Genomic DNA, 18,838 nt, shown 5'->3' with positions numbered 1-18,838 from the left:
GTAAAAATAGTTCCCAATGAAGATGGCGATGATGATAAAGATGCCGTTCAATTCGCTGAAAAATAAATCAACGGCACGCTTTTAGTTATTACAAATAATTTATCGCTAATATTCCGGTCCCGCTAATAGCCCCCGTACTGGTCGGCGTACCATCGAGGGTTACGGTAATATTTAATGTATTTGTTGCACCCGTAGAGACTCTATTGGTTTGTAACGCCTGATTATTCGCACTCACCGTCGCGGTGACGCCGCGACCCAAATCAACTTTATTTCTTCCGGTGGTAGTCACATTACTCAAATATAAATTATAAGTCACACCCGCATCGCTACAGGCCATCACCGCGCTTTTGGTCATCGACTGCCCCGAGACCGCGGCTGGCGCCATATCACCAAATTCAAAATTCAGCGCGCCGGTACTCATGCCACACCATTCCGGATCGGGTTCAGGTACAACCGTTCCAGGAAATCCAGGCTGACAAGGTTCTGCCAACGCAGGAGTAAAAACTGTATATAAATCACCGGTTCCCGGGTTAATTGCGCCGAAAATCAGGCATGGTGGCGCATGAGCTGGGTACGATGAGGGCAACGCGACGCTAGCGGTACCGGAGAAACCATATTTCTGAAAGAAACGCGCGGCCATCATCTGATGCGTACAATAAAACGGATTATCGGTACAATAATCCGTTGTAGTACCGCCAGAAACTGTGCGCACTGGATCGGTATTGCTGACGGTTAAAATAGGAGTCATGGTTCCCCCGCCGAACCAGTGACCGTTCATCGATGTCGACCAACCATAAATCATATATAGCCCCCAGGTTGCGGCCCGGGTGCCCTCTATTGAGGCGTAAGTCTGCGCACTTAAATCTGCAGCCCAGTTAACTGATACGGAACCACCGTTTGCCGTGAGAGACTGTACCGTCGGGCATCCGCCCCCCTGATTGCCAAAGGCATTACAATCCGCCGCCGAAGCCGTTTCAGACCATAGCAGAGCATTGCCGAGTATTATACCCGCCGCCAGTATTAATCTTTTTAAGTTTCTCTTTTCCATAAGCACCCTACCGCGTTAAATAGTATTCCGACCACGGGACTCCGTTACAAATATTCCGCCTTCAAGGTCACCGTCGCCTCGAACGGCCCTTCAGCCAACTCAATATTCGACCTTTGCACCAGCAATGCTTCGATTTTAGGTATCGCCGAAAGGCTGATTTCTATCGGCGAATCAAACTGAAAAGGCTGACCGTCACGAAAGATCTTCACCCCAAGATTGCCGATATTGCCCATCGATGTGGCAACCGTCGCGCGATCGGTTGTATCAAATGTCGCCAGGGTTCCCCGAACGCTAAGCATCAGTTTCCAGTCTTTACCCGCTGTGCTGTCGCACACCAGGTTGTACGGCACATCCTTACGATAAACGCCATCACTGACCTTTTTGATCGACAGACGATCGCCAAACGGTACATGAATGGTTTTATCGTTGTCGATCGAGCACGGCGGCGGATTAACCAGCGTTCCTTTAAAGATGACGTCGGCTTCATTGGCGGCCATCGCCGGACTAACGCCAACGAAAAGGATGTTGAGTAAAAGCGCGGCTGTTGTTAGCTGACGCATTAGATAATCCTCATTGATAGCTAAACACCATAGTCGCTGAACCGTTAAATGCCCCGTCTGGTAGCGAGGCGTTGGTCTGCATGACCGGAACCGCATACAGAGCCGGAGGTTTATTTTCGGCATAGGTAAAACTCAGCACTCCGCTATTGGGAGCGATAGTCGTTTTACTCGCGTCGTACACTTTTATCCCAAGGCCCGTTACATCGGTGGTAAACAGCTGGCCGTTAAATGACGCGCCGTTACCTTTGAGATTAATTTTTAACGTATTACGAAGCAGGTTTGTGCATTTCAGCGTATAGACAATCGGCGTTTCGTAGTTCGCACCATCAATTCGGGTGGTCAGTACTTCACCAAAATTGACCACAATCTGTTGATTGTCATTGATTTCACATTCAGGTTCGACAATATTGCCGGTGATAGTCAACGTGGTTGTTCCACCGTCTGATGCCAGGCCGTATGGTGATGCGGCTATCAGGCAGCAAAGAACGGCAAGGCGCCCTAATTTCCATGTTTTCACTTTCTGCCTCCCGTCAGCTTTCAGGCGTGATAACCGGCTGCGCCTTACAGGCGGAACCGGTACACTGGAATGGCAGCAAACGTAAGCTACCGTAATCATTAACAAACACCAGAACAGGCGTGGCGCCTAAGTCTGATGCGCCTACGCTCAGCGTCGTCTGCGCCTTTGGCGCGACCATCACCGGCTCAAAGCCTTCCTTGCCCTTCCCCTGCACGGCGCTGCGACCTTCGACAAACGTCAGGTGGTACGGCGTCGGGTTATTCAGCGTGTAGCGATTGCCATTTTTGGCCAGCGTCACGTTCTGGATGCCGGGAAAGGATTCGGATTTCGCATCAACCTTTATAGAAGCCGGACGCCAGAAAATTTTCAGCCGGGTCTGCAGCGCCAGCGTTAAGACGTTTGGCTTATCGCTGCGCGGCGGAATTTCGCGCAGGTTGAACCAGAACACGCTCTCCCTGTCTTTCGGCAGCTTGCCGATATCCGGTAGAACCTGAACCCGCACCGCGCTTTTGGAACCGGCTTCAATGCGCTGCACCGGCGGCAATACCATCAATGGGCTCGTGACCTTGGCCTCTGTTTCATCCTCTATCCAGGTCTGCGCCAGATAGGGTTCCTGAGTATTCCGATTCGTCACGCTCATACTGACGCTTTTGTCCCCTTCATTAACGATCACCCGTGAACGGCTAACCGTTAATGCCGCCTCAGCGGGTAACAAAGAACTCGCCGATAACACTGCAACCGTGGCAAAAACGAGCGTTTTCTTCATAACGAGCCACCTCTAGTCGTACTCAAGCAAAAATGTTGTCACGCATTCGAAATCCCCTTCACGCACCCGGCTATGGACCGGCGCGGAGACAAAGGCCTGAAAATTTAAATTGGTGTCACCCGTTGTCAAGGTTGCCGGACGCATGGCGGTATTAGGTAATACCGGCGTACCATCCGCGTCTTCAACGGCGATAGCGATCCCGCCCGCTGTCCCGGTAACCGCGAAAAGTCCTGGCTGATCGATATCTTCCGTGCCCATGAACGTGACCTTTACCGTGCTTCCCAAAGACAGGTCGCAGTTGATGAGCATGATCGAGAAACGCTCGCGTTCACTCAGGTGATATTTGATAAACGTTTTCGACGGTATGTTGCGAAAATCAACGATTTGATCTTCTGAATCCACGTGCAGTTCACACGGGTCAGCCACCAGATTACCGGTGAAGTAAACATCCGTATCAGCATGCGTGGCCGATATACTGACCAGCAGCAGCATGGGAATACCCACCAGGCTTAGCGCTCGCGCTATGTGTCTTTTCATTATTCGTACTCCAGGCCGACATTCACTACGCTGCGCCATTCATTGGCCAACAGCGGCGCAGGAAGACGCCACAGCTGCGCCTGAAACACCAGATCGTTGCGCCCGGGAGTCAGGATCTGCGGCCGGCTTGACATACCAGGACGCAGAAGCTCGCCCCGCGGGTCGCTCAATCGCAGCGCCACCCCTTTCACGCCTCCATGAACCCTGAAGAACCGACTATCCGTAGGTTCTGTTTCCCCGTAAATAGTCATTCTTACGGCGGATTGCCCGTTAAGCATCAGCGAACCCCGCATCAACTGATGGTCTCGCATAAACTGATACTCGCCGGGGCAGCGATCTAACTTGATATATATCGCTACCGGCGTCGTAACCGAACCTGGCTGATCCAGTCCCCAGGCGACGGTACTGCCCAAATCGATCTCTTGTTCCGCCGATTCCGGCAGCAGTACACACGGAGACGCAACCAGCGTGCCCGTGGCGCGAATCCCACCGTTGAGGCCGTCGGTGTCCCAGTTTGCGGCGCTAGCCACAGAAACGACCCCGGCTGTTAATAGCCACAGAATCAAGGTGGTACGACCGAATCCATGTTTCATCAGGCATCTCCTGTGTCCAACACCCGCTTCCATCAGGATGCGGGTTTGGCTGCCGCACGGCAGACATTACCGTTGCAACTAAACGGCAAAGTGGGTTTACCGCCGAAGTCGTTAATCGTGGTGACGTGCGGCGTCGTAAAGTGCGAACTGCTCACCATCGCCGTCGATTTTGGCGCGACCATGACCGACTGAAACCCCTTCGCCACGGCCATGTTCGGCGCGGGGGTAATGCCAATCACCGTCATGTAATACGGCGTCGGATTCTCCACCCGATATCCGCCGTTCACCTTCTGCAGCACCAGTTGGTTATCCCAACGGCTATACTTCTCCGGCAGGATGGCTTTTGGCCGGTAAAACAACTTTATTTTGGTGTGCAGCGCCAGCTGCATCACATTAGGTCGGTCGCTCTTAGGCGGTACTTCACGCACGTTGAAATAAAAAAGGCTCTCTCTGTCCTGAGGCAATAACGCCGCGTCCGGCATTGCATTAATGCGCAAAACGCTTTTTCCCTTTGCCTCGAGCCGCTGGAGCGGGGGGACCACGACCAACGGACCGCTTATTTTTTTCCCCTGCTCATCTTCAATCCATCCCTGGGCCAGGTAAGGCATTGACGTGCTGTCGTTAGTAATGTTCAGGGAAATGCTCTTCTGCGAACCGGGAAAAATCGCCCGCGTTCTGTCCAGGGCGATCGCCGCCTGTGCATCATTCAGCAGACCTGACGTCAGCGTTCCCAGCAGAATAGCCATCGTCGTTTTATTTACTTTCATTCCTTCACCATCCACTTTCTCAGCCGCGAGATATCGGTTTGCATGGCAGTAACAGCTGCTGTGCAGGGAGGACTCGCGGCAGTACGACTTCACACCGGGCGGAACCGCCCCAGTGCACGGTTAAATGCTCATCCGGATTCACGCCGGTCAACCAGGCCAGTCCGCCATCGCTGACCATTCCCAGCTCGCGCTCTTTGGCGTTATGCACCGTCGCGCCAAACGGCGGATGACGACCATCTTCCTGGCTGAGGATGGCGACGACTTTCGCGCCCTTTAACACATCGAAACGGCGGAACCCGATGGCGCCTTCGGTAAGCGCCAGCTCAGCAATTGGCGAGCCTGAAGTCTCAACGTCGTCTGGTAAGCGGTTAACGTCAATTTCGGCACTGGTGCGGAAATAGTTCGGCACGCCTGGGATCACCGCGATACCAAAGGCGTTGGTGTAACTCTGATACCCCACAGGCACTCCGCTCACCCCATCGGTGCTGACCATCAGCCGGGTCCCCCCCTGTACCCCACCTGAGTGCAGCGCCACGCCTTCAGCCGTTGCGGTCATACCGCCGCTGGCTGAGATACCAAAAGAGGTATACTGGCTTTGTGCCCAGTTAAAGTTGGTAGTAACATCGGCCATACTGCCAGGGTGCGAGTAATAGCCGCTCATCTGACTGCGCGTTCCCTGCCCGCCGCCTATGCTGTTACCGGCGTTAATGCGGTAATAATCATTATTTTCCAGACGATCGCTCCAGCTGGCGTTTTGCGTATAGCGGTCGCGGTTAATGCTTCCGTTGTACCCTACCGTGCCTGAACCAAATGGCATGGTGAGCGAAATATAGGCCGTGTCGTCCTTACGTCCGTTAAACTCGCTGCGCGCCGCGTTGAGCGATAACGAAAGATGTCTCCAGTCGCCCAGATCAAAATACTTGTTAAGAGAAACGCTGTAGCGATCGGTCGCCGGGCGGTTCCAGTAAGTCTGATGCGACCAGTTAATACTGGTGGAGAGGCGCAGGTCCTCGAAATTCTTGGTCGCCTGGAGGGTATACAGCTCTTTACTGTTACCGATATAACCTTCCCGGTAGCGAATATCTAAATACTCACCCATGGTGAGATAGTTGCGCTCGGAGAAGCGGTAGCCGGCAAACGTGACTTCACTACTGAGTTCATCAAAGCGTTTGGAATAGCTGAGCCGCCAGGATCTTCCGTGACGGTTTTTATCGCCCGGGAAGCGGGCGCTGGCATGGGTAACGTCAGCGGACAAGGTGCCGTAGACGCTCATATCACGACCTGCCCCGAGTGCCACGCTGTTGTAGTCCTGCGAGAAAATACCGCCGCCATACACCGACCAGGCATTCGTCAGGCCCCAGGAGAGCTCACCGGTCGCAAAATAAGGTCCCTGTGTACTGTGGCGATAGTCCCTTGGCCGACCGGTGGTCAGCTTGTAACGAAGCTGGCCGGGACGCGTCAGATAAGGAACCTGAGCCGTATCCACGGCAAAGGTCTGCACCGAGCCATCCTGTTCTTCAACCCGCACATCCAGCCTGCCGGTCAGGGCGCTGCTCAGTTCCTGAATACGGAACGGCCCCGCCGCAACGGTACTTTCATAGATCACTCGCCCTTGCTGGGTGACCGTAACCTTCGCGTTCGTCCGCGCGATACCCGAAACTTCAGGGGCATAACCGCGCAGTTTCGGCGGCAGCTGGCTTTCATCGCTGACCAGCGATAACCCGGTGTAGCGCCACGAATCAAAAAGATCGGAAGTGAGATAATCTTCACCAACGGTAAGCTTTGACATAATGCCAGGCAGCGCGCGATAGGCGTAGAATCGGCTCCAGTCAAAGTCACGGTTGGTACTGTTCGGCCGTCCAGTGGTGTTGTAATAACTTCCCTGATAATCCCCTCTTAAGCGCCATGGACCCAGGTTCACCCCGGTGGTGCCGCTGACGCTGGCACTCTGGCTCTGATTCCCCCGCCGTGGGAAGGTGACGTTAGTGTTGAGGTTGTAATCAAATAGCAGGCCAGGAATACCCTCTTCCCAGCGGGAAACAGGCAGCCAGGAAGCATCCTGGTACTCCAGCCATGCCTGAGGCATGGCAACCTGCAAGGAGGATTCGGACAGGTCGCCGCGTAAGACAATACCTTCAAGCGCGCTGAAATCGGCGCAACGACCGCCGTCAAGCCACTGAATCATTTTGAGCGCGTCTTCACGCAGCCCAAGTAAATCGACTTGTTCAGGCGTCAGGCAGGCTTCGACAACCAGTTGATCCTCGCGTGTTCTTTCAACGAAAGTAATATCCTGATCGGAAATCCCGCGATCGTTAAGTCGCATACTCAGCGTGTAGGTCCCGGGCATAATATATCCGGCCCGAGAAAAGCGGGATAAATCAATATTCTCGCGGTCCTCAGAATCCAGAATATCCACATTAAATTCTACCGCCACAACGGGTGATGTAGAACCAAAAATGGCAATAGCAATGTAAATACCCAGACGCCGCAGGTAATAAGCTGGTGGTCTGCTTTTTTTCATTTTTTTAAATCCATTTATTGCCTACCAGAATTCACCAGTGGGAAAGTATCTATTACGGGAAAAATGGATGAGGAGGAATAAAGATTCCCAGCCATTTAATAACGCTTTAACTTACTGATAAGTTACCATAAAGCGAATAATTCCGTACCAGTCACCTTCCGACAACGATTTTCCGCCGCGCACCAGCGATAATAAATAACGCAATTCATTATTGTCATTTTGTAACATGACGGCTGGCATCGGAATGCCGTCTTGCGCCACATCGCCGATCTGGCTGTGAATACGTAGCCCAAGCCCCTGAGCATTGCCATAAACTTTAAATATATCGCGACGAAATACCTCCGTTTCCCCACTAAAAGTGATGTTCACGCTTTGCCATAAATCGCCATGACTTCTTTCCAGTGAACAGTTCACCAGACGAACAGCGAAGGGTTTAATAATCGCTTTGCCTTCCTCGTCGAGGTCATTATAAGAAATCACCCCAAAGGGTATTTCCTGCCAGATATCATCAGTATGAATAGAGCAAGCTGATTCCTGAATTTGACCATTCATTGTGACAAGCCCTCTGCCCTGATCGGATGCCACAGCGCCAGAAGATATTGCCAATAAAAGACTCAACGTCAGGCAACGCGTAATTTTTACCATGACTGTGCTCCTGAATATCGGGCTGCAGACGCAGCCCGAATAAAACTACTTGAGAACAGGCTAAGACTTATTGATAAGCCAGGGTAAAGTTAGTCACCGCCTCAAAATCACCCGGAGTGACGTTAGTCACTGACGCGATTTTTTCCAGGTAAGCGCTAAAGCTCAGAGTGTTGTCGCCAATGCCAAGAACGCGCCCGGCAGTCGGCTTATCTAAAGTCACCATCGTGCCTGAGTAATCCTGGATACGAACGCCAGCGCCCGCAGCCTGACCGGTAATAGCCAGCATGGTCATGTCATTAGGAACGTTGCCGCCATTGAAGGTGACAGTGACGGTGTTAAACATCGGGTCGCCGTTTGCATCCTTCGCGAAGGAGCAGTTTTCCAGCTCAATGTCGAACGGACGAGGAGTAGAGATACCGCCGTTATCCAAATGCGTATTGGAAATCTGACCCAGTTCGATACGCTGATCGCCGTAGCCATTTTTAATTGAGCATGGAGCATCAATAATCGAACCCCAGAAGGTGACCTTGCCGCTTCCCTGATCGGCCTGAGCTGCGAAAGAGGCAACACCCATAGTGAGAACAACAGCAGATGCAATTTTGCTAATTTTCATAATACATTCCGTTATATTAAAAGTTACTGGATAACCATCCTGAAAAATAACCCTCAAAGAGACTGAACGCAGATAGAGGGATAAAAACCTCTATATTTCTTCTCGAGTTACGCTTATTCCTGACAGCGAATTCATACTAACGCGAAAAATCTTACAATCAAATATATGCACCTGCTGAAACGATCATTACGAGCTAATAATTTTATAAAAAAATATCCAACAGGATAAAATCCCGTGCGTGTAAGGTAATACGACAACGCATGTGAAAATATTACTAATAATTTAAAATAAACTATTTGTATAATTTAAAAAGATCGCACGCATAGTTACACAAAAATAAAAACTTTTATTTTTCAGATGCTTGGGCAAATGCCCAGAAATTTAATAACATTAGGATTTTTCCATGAGAAAATTCCTAATACATAATGCAAAAAAGGGGGTTCAAAAGACGAAAAATCCTATGAAATGGATGGGCGTTCTATATAGAGAAGAGCGAGAAGGAGCGATATTTTTACCACCTGGTCAAAAATACGCCTTATAGACGAGGCTACATTATAGATATGTGGCCAGGACGATCATGATCCACAGCAAAAATTTCTACAGAATTTCGTACAGGAAGCGACAAGATATGAATTGTTGCCCTATCGCGGCAGCTGATAGAACCGACTAACCGCTCCAGGTTAAATCGCAAGCAAAAGATAAAGTTAAACCCGTACATCAAGAGGTGTTATTTTGCCCGTTCCTTGTTATTCTGCTGAATTGTTGTCCAGGTGATTATCATTCAGCATTACGCTGCTGCAGAAACTCTCCTGGCCACGGCGCTATTCTTGCCAGCTCAATATTGAAACCAATAAAAGGAAGAACGGCGAGCTTATTCACACCTGACGCGCAGGTGTTTTTTTCTACAGGGAGAATTATCGTGAGATTTGCATCAGTTCCTTTCAATCAGAATCAGGTGGGATGGCCGCTCAACGACATTGACCATCACAGACAACCGCAGCTGAGCGGCGACATCCAGGCCGACTGGGTGATAGTCGGTTCCGGCTATGCCGGCGTCAGCTTTGCCCGCCGGCTGGCTAGCCTCAATCCGCAGCTGAATATCGTGCTCATCGACGCTGAATGCGCCGCGACCAGCTCCTCAGCGCGAAATTCCGGCTTTATTATCGGCCTGCCGCACAATATCGGCAGCTCTACCGCCGAGCTGAAAAAAGCGCAGGATTACCGCGCCCTGTTGCAGGAAGGGATCCGCCTGCTCGATGAAACGGTGACCGAGCACCAGATCGCCTGCGAATGGGAAAACGTCGGCAAATACCACTGCCAGATAGATCCGTCCAGCGAAGCCATTATGCAGGAGTACGTGGATAACCTGCAGCTGATGCAGGAGCCCTACAGCCTGCTGGACGGCGAAGCGCTGTACCAGAAGCTGGGAACCCGCCTCTACAGTAAAGGGATCTATACTCCCGGCTGTATTCTGGTCAACCCGGCAAAACTGATCGCGGGCCTCGCGCGTCATCTGCCGGAAAACGTCACCGTTTACCATCAGACCCCGGCGCTGGCTATGCGCCAGGAAAACGGCGGCGTCAGGGTGACGACGCTGCAGGGTACAATCCGCGCCGCCCAGGTCATGCTGGCGACCAATGCCCTCTCCCGCGAACTCTCGCCGACCGTGAGCCGTCAGGCGTCAATGGCGACCTACGCCAGCATTACCGCCCCGCTCACGGCGGAGCAGCGTCAGCGCCTGCCAGAAATGGAAAGTTGGGGGTTAACGCCGGTCAATGCTATCGCCGGGGCCACGCTACGCTATACCCACGATCATCGTTTCCTGGTTCGCCAGCATGTCGATCCGGCATTGCGCGGCGTGATTACCGCCGGGCAGACCGCCACCGCCGCGCGCCAGCATCTGGCGCTGTTCCACACGGCCTATCCGCAGCTACGGGATGTCACGCTGGAGCGAACCTGGTCCGGGACCATCAGCGTCACCCGCAACGGCGCGCCGGTCTGGGGAGAGCTTGCGCCGAAGGTATGGACAGCCGGAGGCTGTAACGGCGCCGGGGTATCCAAACAAACCATCGCCGGGACGCTACTTGCCGATCTGGCGATGGGACAGGACAACCCGCTGATCGCCGCCATGCAGTCGCTCGGCCAGGCAAACTTTATGCCGCCTTCCCCGTTCCTGGATATCGGCGTAGCCGGGGCATTATGGAAAGAGCGCTACATGGGCCGTAAAGAGATGCCCGTGTAGTCGCGGTCTGACAGGTTTCACTGCCCGTGCGTGAAACCTGTTGTTGGGGCTAGTCTGGAATCACTTCATCTTTACGCAGGGTCAGAACCTCGAATCCCTCCGCGGTGACGGCGACGGTATGCTCCCACTGCGCGGACAGCTTTTTATCGCGGGTGACCACCGTCCAGCCGTCTTTTTTGGTTTTAATCCGGCTATCGCCCTGATTCACCATCGGTTCAATGGTAAACACCATCCCTTCCTTAAGTACGGCGCCGGTGCCGGGTATACCGTAATGCAGCACCTGGGGATCTTCATGCATCTCTCTCCCTACGCCGTGGCCGCAGTACTCCCTGACCACGCTATAGCCGTTGCCTTCGACATACGTCTGAATCGCATGGCCGATATCGCCCAGCGTCGCGCCCGGCCTGACAACCTTGATCCCTTTCCACATCGCTTCGTAAGTTTTCAGCACCAGCCGACGGGCCAGCGGCGAAACGTCGCCAATCAGGTACATTTTGCTGGAATCGGCAATCAGCCCCTCTTTTTCCAGCGTAATATCCACGTTCACAATCATGCCGGATTTCAGATGCTCGCTCTCCTTTGGCATACCGTGACAAACCACTTCGTTGATCGACGTATTCAGCACGTAGGGGAAATCATACTGCCCTTTGCTGGCCGGGCGTGAATGCAGATCGTTGACGATAAAATCCTCCACCCGGTTGTTGATGGCCATGGTGGAGATACCGGGCTGAATAAAGGTATCCAGCATGTCGAAAACCGAGGCCAACAGCTTGCCTGCGCGGCGCTGTCTGGCCAGTTCGTCCGCGGTCTTAATGGGAATTGATAGCATTGATCACCTCCAGCAAGCGGTCGGAGCCGGACTTCAGCATCATCATCTTGATCTGCTGATGGTTAAGTTCGGGATAGAGTTCGCTCATCATACCCAGACGGATCCAGTACTCCGCCTGGGCGTTGACCGAACGCGACATCGCCTTGCTGGCATCACGAATATCGTCGTGCAGCAGGTCGGAAATTTTTACAATACCCATTTATACATACCATAACGTTTTATATATGTTTCGTATATTACGCCTCCCCGCTCAAGCTGACAACGTTTGCCGCTTTTGTTGCCAGCGCTACGGGTTGCTAACGTTAAGAGCCACTATCTGGATGTTCTGAGAGTCAACAACGGTGCCTTTTGTCGTCACAAAGGCGTTGTGGACAAAGTCCCCGCTCTCTTTATCCACCAGGGCAATATGAGGCTCATCATGCAGGATATTTTTATGCCCCCACGCCATCAGGGAAAACAGGATCGGCGCCAGGCTGCGGCTTTTTGGCGTAAGAATATACTCATAACGTTCGCGCGCCCCTTCTTCCTGATAGGGCGTTTTGCTCAGTAAACCCAGCTCCGTCATTTTCTTTAACCGGTTTGCCAACGTCTGCTTAGGCATTTTTGTATGCGAGCGGATCGTTTCAAAGCGGGTCACGCCGTATAAAGCCTCTCTTAAAATCAACAAAACCCACTGATCTCCCAGGATTTCCGCTGCCGCAGAAAGCCCGCACAGCTCCGGTAGTAAGTACGTTACTGAATTATTTTTTGACATGTCCGCTTTCGCTCTCTAATCTGAGTATGAATTTTAGACCTAGATTATTAAGGAGAATACAATGCCCTTCGTCAATGTACAAACCATTAAAGGAATTATGAACCCGGAGCAAAAAAAAGAACTTTTACGCCGCATGACCGATCTGATTGTCGAAATCGAAGGGAAAGGCGATCCTGAATTTCGGCGTTCAGTCTGGGTGCGTATTGACGAGCATGAGCCGGAACAGTGGAGTCTGGGCGGCATTCAGCCCACGGCTGAAGCGATCGCGGCAAAATTTTCGTCGCCTAAGGCGTCATAACCTGATGGCGTTTTAACGCGTCATACCTGCGGGAAATTGCGGACAACCTTGATGTCCGCTTTTACACCGCCCGACTGGTGCTCAAAACGGCCATAAACCGACTCTCCGGGGCTTATTTTACGTAACATACCACGGTCGCATGATCCCACCATGGGTTCTCATTGACGTTCACCTCAAGCACATCAAAATGTTCATCGCGGATCTCGTCCAGGAGAGCCTGGAGCGGTCGCAGCGTACGCCAGGGTTGACCCTCTTTAAATAAATGATGGCGAATGGGATCGTAAGCGGCCAAGTCTTCCGGGTGGCGAGGGGTTCCGCACATCGAACCGACGACAAACCGTCCTCCCGGCCTGAGCAATCTTCTGACTTCGGCAAAGCAAAGGTGGCGAGCTTCGTCAATCAGGCAATGCGTACAGCTGCCATCGATAATGAGCTCAAACGTCGCATCCTGGCACTGATGAATATGGCAGACATCCCCGACAAAAAATTGAGCCGCCAGCCCCGCTTGCTGAAAACGATTTTCTGCCCAGCGGATCGCGGTTGCGGACAAATCCATCCCCCACACGGAATAGCCTCGTTCAGCAAAGTACTGCGCTGCCATGGCGCCATTCCCGCACCCCAGCTCAAGGACTGGCGCTCCGGGTTGGGGAAAGTACTGCTGTAAATCAAGCCAGCTAAACACCCGCTCCTGTTGTTTCTTTGCCCTTAAGTAACCCTCGCCAGCCCAGGCGATGGCGCCATTTTCCAGCAGCTGGCGGTACATTTTTTCATAGGGATTCATCGTAAAAACGCCTTTTTCAGCAACAACACAGGCCACTCTACTTCCTATCGCGCAAGAAGAGATCCCCCCGTTTTTAGCGGCTCCCCGTTATCTTGGGCAGTAATTGCTCAATCACGCTGATAATGCTTCTGACCCGCTGCGGAATAAAGCGGGCGTCAGGGTAAACCGCATAGAGGAAGCGATCGGGTAATCGCCAGGCGGGTAAGACCGGCACCAGCCTGGCGGATTGTAAAGCGTTGGCCGCGAGGGGCAACTGCATGCCACCGATACCAATACCGGACTCCAGCGCCTGCAGCAGCGCTTCGCTGGTGTTAGCCCGAAACACGGTATTGACTTTCACATCGACCGTTTTATCACCCGAGACCAGCCGCAGCGGCGCGTCCTGCGCGATGCCGCTGAAACGTACGTGCGGATGGGCAGCCAGTTCGCTCACGCAATGCAGTTCTTTAAAACCCGGGGCGGCGAATAGCGCGGTTTCAATACGCGCCAGCACGCGCGCCGCATGCCCTTGAGGCGGTTCACTGCTTAACCGCAGCGCGACATCCACCCCTTCAGTAACCAGATCGGCAATGCGGTCATCAAGTGAAAGCGTCAGATGCAGCCCGGGGGTCATTTTCTGCAGCGCCAGCAGGTGCGGCAAAAAGATCTGTCCCAGGCCGCTCGGTAGCTGCACATGTACCCTGCCTTGCCGCTGACTCTCGCTGGGGTTTAAGCGCCTTTCAGCGTCGCGCATCGCTTCCAGCAAAAGCTGCATATCGCGCCGGTAGCTTTCCCCCTGCTCGGTCAACGCCATCGCCCGCGTCGTTCGATGCAGCAAGACCACCCCGAGCTCCTCCTCCAGCGCCGCGATCTGCTGGCTGACTGCGGATTGTTTCATCCCGCACTGGCGGGCCGCCGCCGAAAAAGATCCCGCTTCGACGACGCGCAGAAAGGTGGCAATGGCGTTGAGCTTATTATTCATTTAATGATTCTTCTTATAAGTACCATCGAATTTATGGGATATGCGTGAAAAAAATAATATATCACACTGCCTCTGTCCCCCCTTTGGAGAAGCAACGTGAATAAGAAACCGCAACCCAGGATCGCGCTGGTCGCCGGCGCCAGCGGCATTGTAGGCAGACAGCTAGTGAAAACGCTGTTGCGCCATCGGTGGGAGGTCATTGGCCTCAGCCGCCATGCCTCGCCTCACCCGGATGACATTCCCGTTATTAACGTCGATTTACTCGATGCGCGGGACAGCGCGCAGAAACTGCAATCGCTCAACGGCATCACCCACATTTTTTACAGCGCATGGTTGAACGCGGCGAACTGGACGGAAATGGTTGAACCGAACGTCGCCATGCTGCGCAATCTGGTCAGCAACATCGAGAAAACCTCACCGCTGCGCACGGTAAGCCTGATGCAGGGATATAAAGTTTATGGCGCGCATCTTGGTCCGTTCAAAACCCCGGCGCGAGAAAGCGATCCCGGCGTACCCGGGGCCGAATTTAATGCCGCTCAGCTCACGTGGCTCAGCCAGTTCCAGCGCGGAAAAACGTGGCGCTGGAGTGCGCTCAGGCCGGGCGTGGTCGGCAGCACGGTGCCCGGCAACGCCATGAATCTCGCGCTGAGCATCGCGCTCTACGCCTCGCTGTGTCGGGCGCAGAATTTACCGCTGCGCTTCCCCGGCTCGGAACAAACCTGGCGCAGTATCGTCGATCATACTGACGGCGGATTGCTGGCGGAGGCCACGCTGTGGGCCGCCACCTCGCCGCAGGCGGAAAATCAGGCGTTCAACGTCAATAACGGCGACCTCTGGCGCTGGTGCGAGCTGTGGCCGCGCATCGCGGACTGGTTTGAACTGCCTTCCGCGCCGCCGGTCAGGCTCTCCTTTCACCAGCTGTTTGTCGATTACCGCGCGCAGTGGCGCGAACTGGCCGGGCAGGATCTGGTGGAGGCGGATATTTTACGGCTGAACGACGGTACGTTTGCCGATTTCGTCTTTAGCTGGAACTACGACATGTTTGGCGATGGCAGCAAACTGCGCCGGGCGGGCTTCACGGACATGCAGGCCACCGACGACATGTTTTTCCGCCTGTTCGCGCAGCTGAGAGCCGCACGCGTTATCCCCTGAAACAGCATGCTTTTAACCGTCAGCCGGCGTCGCGCGAGCAGCCTGCGATTCAGTTTTTCGCCTCTTCCTCGCGCTTCGATACGCTGGCAAAAATCTGCCAGTCGATATTCTCGACTGGGAGGCGGATTAACGCCCTTTTTCGATGGTGCAGGCCCACTGCTGGCTCATGCTGCTCTGGCTGGTGGCGATTTGCAGCGACAGGCTGGCGTCAAGGGTATGCGTGACGCTGTATTCAAGCACCACATCATCCAGATCGCGGGCCACCCGTTCAATGCGAAACAGCGGCGCTCCCGGTTTGATATTTAACAATCCTGCCGTGCGGCTATCGCAGCACACCGGCGTATAGCGCTCCGTGGCGTTGGCCGGCGAGTAGCCGAACGTTTCCCGCAGCTGCTTGTATAGCGATCGGCTGCCGTCCACGTGGCTGAGATCGTTGTAAATACGGCCATTAAGCCACGTCAGCACATGGCCAACCGGCCGATCGCCCTGCACTAACAACCGTTCCAGACGCATCAGCTGGCAGCCTAAATCCAGCCCCATTTGCTCCGCCACCTGGCGGTCGGCCATGGTCGAAATCAGCGACAGTACTTCTACGGCTATCTCACCGGGCTCAGCAAAGCTCGTCAGTACGTCCGGGAGGTCGGTGTAGTATTTCTGCAGCGCATCGCGGTTGATAAACGTCCCTTTACCCTGCTCGCGGTACACCATGCCAATACTGGCCAGCGAATCTATCGCCTGTTTAATGGTGCCGCGCGCGACCTTGAACTCCCCGGCGAGCAGCAGTTCGCCCGGGAGCTTATCGTCATAGGTAAAAGAGAGGATCCGCTGCAGGATAACGTCTTTTATCCTTAAATAGAGAGGGAGTCCATCCGACTCAAACATACTTGTGCTCCAACTCAGAGGTAGTGTATCTGGCTCCTGTAAGCGCTCAGTATATCCTGATTTATCGCCTGATTACCGTCTATGTTTGCGCTGGCGAGAATGGGCGGCGTGCGCGCATTTTCCAACATGATTTCGCAAATACGTAATACCAGGCTGTTGGCGATAGCCGCGCCCATGATGGTGGAGAGCGGCGCGGCTTTCTGCGCCATCCCCGGCAGGCTCACCGCCGCATCGCCATACTCGCAGTGGTTATCAATGGTGATATCGGCAATATCCACCAGCAGTTTGCCGCTGGAGTGGCGAGAGGTCACGCGCGCCGCCGTCGCCAGGCTGGTAATCGCGATAACTTTTGCGCCGCAGGCTTTCGCCGCCAGCGCGACGTCAATGGTAATGGCATTCCGCCCGGAAACCGAGTGGATCAGCAGCGTATCGTCAGCCCTTAGCGGCGACTGCTCCACCAGTACCCGGCCGAGATTTTCCACATTTTCCACCGCGCTGGTGAGGGTTAATGGCCTGACGTTAAGCATCAGCGCAGGCGTGAAAAGCGGATTGATAATGGCCAGGCCGCCCGCCCGATAGCTCATCTCCTCCGCCAGAATTCCTGCGTGGCTGGCGCCAAAGACAAAGATGTTGCGCTGGGCCAGAATGCTTGCGGTCATGGTTTCCGCCGCCCGGGTGAGATCATCGGGGCGCTGCTCAAGCAACGCCAGCTTCTGGCGGATCTGGCGGTAGTACTGTTTCAGTGCCTGACTCATAGACTTCCTCCCGATATCAGAACGTCAGCATGCGGGTTAAAAGATGAATGACCGGCGCGAGGACAAACATATCGCTGTCGCCCGCCCACAGCGCGGTATCCGGGATCGTGCTGTCGATAAAGCCGGTGACGCAGAAATACTGCCCCCAGGCGACCACGGTGGAGGTGATAAACCCCGCCAGCAGCGCGCCTTTATAGCCTCCGGTAATATTGCCGAAGACCCCCGCCGTCCCGGCGTGAAAGAAAATCACGATCATGCTGGGAATAAAGACGTAGCCGGTATAGCGGCCTATCAGGGTCAGCCACAGCAGCGAGCCAACAAACGCGCCGACAAAGCCCAGCACCACCGCGTTTGGCGCAAAGTTGAACAGTATCGGGCAGTCGAGCGCCGGTTTTGCGCCGGGGACCAGCCGCGAGCCGATGCCGTTAAACGCCGGCACCATTTCGCCAATAAACATCCGTACGCCAAGCAGCACCACGGCGATGCCGCCGGTAAACATCAGCGATTGTTTGAGGGCATAAATGTAGAAACTCAGGTCGCCCGATTGCGCCAGGATCTCCGCGGCTTTCGGCGTACCTTTTATCTGCAGAATAAAGGTGCCAATAAAGAACAACAGCGCCATGGTTAACGCGGTCACCACGTTGGAATCGCGCAAAAAACCGAGCTTTTTAGGAACTTTAATATCCTCGGAGCTGATTTTGTTGCGGGCAAATATCTGGCCGAAAATCGCCCCCAGCAGCGCGACCGAGGCGGAAGTATGCCCCAGGGCCACGTTGTCGTTACCGGTGATTTTCCGCACCCAGGGCTGAACCAGCGCGGGCTGTAAGGTCCAGTACACGCCCATAATAACCGTCAGCATCAGCGTCAGCTGTACTGCGGAAATAGCGGGCGCGGTGTTCACTATCACTCCGGCAAAGATCATCGTGGTCCAGAACATCATATGTCCGGTCAGGTAGATGTACTTAAAGCGCGTCAGCCGGGCCAGCAGCAAATTAATGGCGAATCCGCCGGCAATGGCGATGGTCACGCTGCTGCCGTAGCGTTCGCTGAAGCGCGCCTGGCCGATAATATTGGTCAGGTTCATCGAGCTCAGCCCGAAGACTTCGGTCCAGATCGGTTGAAATATCAACAGCGCGGAGACGATAATCCCGGCCCCCGCGCCGATGATCAGAAAGCCCAGGATCCCCTTCAGCGTGCCGGACACAATATCCGCCAGCGATTTCTTTTGCAGCACCAGGCCGAGCAAGACAATCAGGCCAATTAAAATCGACGCTTCACCAAAGATATTGATGGTTATCCAGCGCAGTACGCCAAGAAACTCGCTCATGATGGCTCTCCCGCGGGCAGAATGTTCGCCTGCGTCAGCGCCGCGGTGATTTCCGCGTTGTCGATATAGTTGTTCACCACCACCACCGGGCAGGACAGATGCTTAAGGTTATCTACCAGTTCCGCGTTGGTTATCACCACATCGGCGTTGGCCGACGCGGCGGAAGAGACATCCATATGTTCCACGGAGGCCTGAATCCCGTGCTGTTTTAACACCGCCTCAACGTTCATTTTTAAAATCAGGCTGGAGCCCATACCTAAACCACAGACTGTCAGAATTTTCATCGCTAT

General features: G+C 53.9%; 22 protein-coding genes. 3 read left to right on the top strand and 19 right to left on the bottom strand.

Annotation, left to right across the window (positions count from 1 at the left end):
• Positions 1-88 precede the first annotated feature (88 nt).
• The 10 genes from CMQ96_RS28275 to CMQ96_RS03850 all read right to left on the bottom strand — a co-directional run bounded on the left by CMQ96_RS28275 (position 89) and on the right by CMQ96_RS03850 (position 8,567).
• Complete coding sequence (locus CMQ96_RS28275) at positions 89-1,048, bottom strand: hypothetical protein (RefSeq protein WP_141522375.1); 960 nt, start codon at positions 1,046-1,048, stop codon at positions 89-91.
• Positions 1,049-1,092: 44 nt separating this feature from the next.
• On the bottom strand, positions 1,093-1,608 hold the full coding sequence (locus CMQ96_RS03890; protein WP_098065956.1) for a fimbrial protein: 516 nt from the start codon (positions 1,606-1,608) through the stop codon (positions 1,093-1,095).
• 10 nt (positions 1,609-1,618) lie between these two features.
• Entirely contained in the window at positions 1,619-2,125 is a 507-nt protein-coding gene (locus CMQ96_RS03885; protein WP_148677672.1) for a fimbrial protein, read from the bottom strand.
• 13 nt (positions 2,126-2,138) lie between these two features.
• The gene (locus CMQ96_RS03880) at positions 2,139-2,891 is read right to left on the bottom strand and encodes a fimbria/pilus periplasmic chaperone (RefSeq protein WP_098065953.1); all 753 of its coding nucleotides are present in this window, start codon (positions 2,889-2,891) and stop codon (positions 2,139-2,141) included.
• A 12-nt stretch (positions 2,892-2,903) separates the two neighbouring features.
• A complete protein-coding gene (locus tag CMQ96_RS03875; protein WP_098065950.1) occupies positions 2,904-3,428 on the bottom strand; it encodes a fimbrial protein in 525 nt (174 codons plus the stop codon).
• Positions 3,428-4,021, bottom strand: a complete 594-nt coding sequence (locus CMQ96_RS03870) for a fimbrial protein (protein ID WP_004136415.1) — start codon at positions 4,019-4,021, stop codon at positions 3,428-3,430. Before CMQ96_RS03870 ends, CMQ96_RS03875 begins: the two co-directional genes overlap by 1 nt.
• Positions 4,022-4,053: 32 nt before the next feature.
• On the bottom strand, positions 4,054-4,788 hold the full coding sequence (locus CMQ96_RS03865) for a fimbria/pilus periplasmic chaperone (protein ID WP_049086055.1): 735 nt from the start codon (positions 4,786-4,788) through the stop codon (positions 4,054-4,056).
• Positions 4,789-4,807: 19 nt separating this feature from the next.
• The gene (locus CMQ96_RS03860; protein ID WP_024358136.1) at positions 4,808-7,309 is read right to left on the bottom strand and encodes a fimbria/pilus outer membrane usher protein; all 2,502 of its coding nucleotides are present in this window, start codon (positions 7,307-7,309) and stop codon (positions 4,808-4,810) included.
• A gap of 111 nt (positions 7,310-7,420) precedes the next feature.
• Positions 7,421-7,954 carry a fimbrial protein gene (locus CMQ96_RS03855; RefSeq protein ID WP_024358135.1) on the bottom strand — a complete coding sequence of 178 codons (534 nt, stop codon included), beginning with the start codon at positions 7,952-7,954 and terminating at the stop codon, positions 7,421-7,423.
• 67 nt (positions 7,955-8,021) lie between these two features.
• Positions 8,022-8,567 (bottom strand): fimbrial protein, encoded by a 546-nt coding sequence (locus CMQ96_RS03850; protein WP_024358134.1) that lies wholly within the window; start codon positions 8,565-8,567, stop codon positions 8,022-8,024.
• 919 nt (positions 8,568-9,486) lie between these two features.
• Here CMQ96_RS03850 and CMQ96_RS03845 point away from each other — a divergent pair.
• Positions 9,487-10,809 (top strand): FAD-binding oxidoreductase, encoded by a 1,323-nt coding sequence (locus tag CMQ96_RS03845; protein WP_004136405.1) that lies wholly within the window; start codon positions 9,487-9,489, stop codon positions 10,807-10,809.
• A gap of 49 nt (positions 10,810-10,858) precedes the next feature.
• Here the strand turns inward: CMQ96_RS03845 and map are convergent, their stop codons facing one another.
• The 3 genes from map to CMQ96_RS03830 all read right to left on the bottom strand — a co-directional run bounded on the left by map (position 10,859) and on the right by CMQ96_RS03830 (position 12,392).
• Positions 10,859-11,638, bottom strand: a complete 780-nt coding sequence (gene map, locus CMQ96_RS03840; protein ID WP_098065947.1) for a type I methionyl aminopeptidase — start codon at positions 11,636-11,638, stop codon at positions 10,859-10,861.
• Entirely contained in the window at positions 11,619-11,837 is a 219-nt protein-coding gene (locus tag CMQ96_RS03835; protein ID WP_004868736.1) for a ParD-like family protein, read from the bottom strand. Before CMQ96_RS03835 ends, map begins: the two co-directional genes overlap by 20 nt.
• Before the next feature lie 87 nt (positions 11,838-11,924).
• Positions 11,925-12,392: a helix-turn-helix domain-containing protein gene (locus CMQ96_RS03830; protein ID WP_049089768.1), complete on the bottom strand. Its 468-nt coding sequence runs from the start codon at positions 12,390-12,392 to the stop codon at positions 11,925-11,927.
• A 61-nt stretch (positions 12,393-12,453) separates the two neighbouring features.
• Between CMQ96_RS03830 and CMQ96_RS03825 the strand changes: the two genes are divergently transcribed.
• A complete protein-coding gene (locus tag CMQ96_RS03825; RefSeq protein WP_004136398.1) occupies positions 12,454-12,690 on the top strand; it encodes a tautomerase family protein in 237 nt (78 codons plus the stop codon).
• Positions 12,691-12,802: 112 nt separating this feature from the next.
• Here the strand turns inward: CMQ96_RS03825 and CMQ96_RS03820 are convergent, their stop codons facing one another.
• Complete coding sequence (locus CMQ96_RS03820; protein ID WP_098065944.1) at positions 12,803-13,471, bottom strand: class I SAM-dependent methyltransferase; 669 nt, start codon at positions 13,469-13,471, stop codon at positions 12,803-12,805.
• Positions 13,472-13,544: 73 nt separating this feature from the next.
• Positions 13,545-14,432, bottom strand: coding sequence for a LysR family transcriptional regulator (locus CMQ96_RS03815; RefSeq protein WP_049089764.1), 888 nt, complete (start codon positions 14,430-14,432; stop codon positions 13,545-13,547).
• Between the two features lie 96 nt (positions 14,433-14,528).
• Between CMQ96_RS03815 and CMQ96_RS03810 the strand changes: the two genes are divergently transcribed.
• Positions 14,529-15,584 carry an SDR family oxidoreductase gene (locus CMQ96_RS03810; RefSeq protein WP_024358130.1) on the top strand — a complete coding sequence of 352 codons (1,056 nt, stop codon included), beginning with the start codon at positions 14,529-14,531 and terminating at the stop codon, positions 15,582-15,584.
• A gap of 126 nt (positions 15,585-15,710) precedes the next feature.
• On the opposite strand, the gene CMQ96_RS03805 is transcribed toward CMQ96_RS03810, so the two are convergent.
• Genes CMQ96_RS03805 through CMQ96_RS03790 form a run of 4 tightly spaced genes read right to left on the bottom strand, consistent with a single transcriptional unit; the run spans position 15,711 to position 18,832 of the window.
• Complete coding sequence (locus tag CMQ96_RS03805) at positions 15,711-16,466, bottom strand: GntR family transcriptional regulator (RefSeq protein WP_024358129.1); 756 nt, start codon at positions 16,464-16,466, stop codon at positions 15,711-15,713.
• A gap of 14 nt (positions 16,467-16,480) precedes the next feature.
• On the bottom strand, positions 16,481-17,221 hold the full coding sequence (locus CMQ96_RS03800) for a sugar isomerase domain-containing protein (protein ID WP_004136388.1): 741 nt from the start codon (positions 17,219-17,221) through the stop codon (positions 16,481-16,483).
• Positions 17,222-17,237: 16 nt separating this feature from the next.
• Positions 17,238-18,548, bottom strand: a complete 1,311-nt coding sequence (locus tag CMQ96_RS03795; RefSeq protein WP_098065941.1) for a PTS ascorbate transporter subunit IIC — start codon at positions 18,546-18,548, stop codon at positions 17,238-17,240.
• A complete protein-coding gene (locus tag CMQ96_RS03790) occupies positions 18,545-18,832 on the bottom strand; it encodes a PTS sugar transporter subunit IIB (protein ID WP_004136384.1) in 288 nt (95 codons plus the stop codon). The genes CMQ96_RS03795 and CMQ96_RS03790 overlap by 4 nt, the downstream gene beginning before the upstream one ends.
• Positions 18,833-18,838 lie beyond the last annotated feature (6 nt).

It is taken from the genome of Klebsiella sp. MBT K-1, from assembly GCF_002556465.1.
GTDB lineage: Bacteria > Pseudomonadota > Gammaproteobacteria > Enterobacterales > Enterobacteriaceae > Klebsiella > Klebsiella grimontii.
This window is presented reverse-complemented; position numbering and strand designations above follow the sequence as displayed.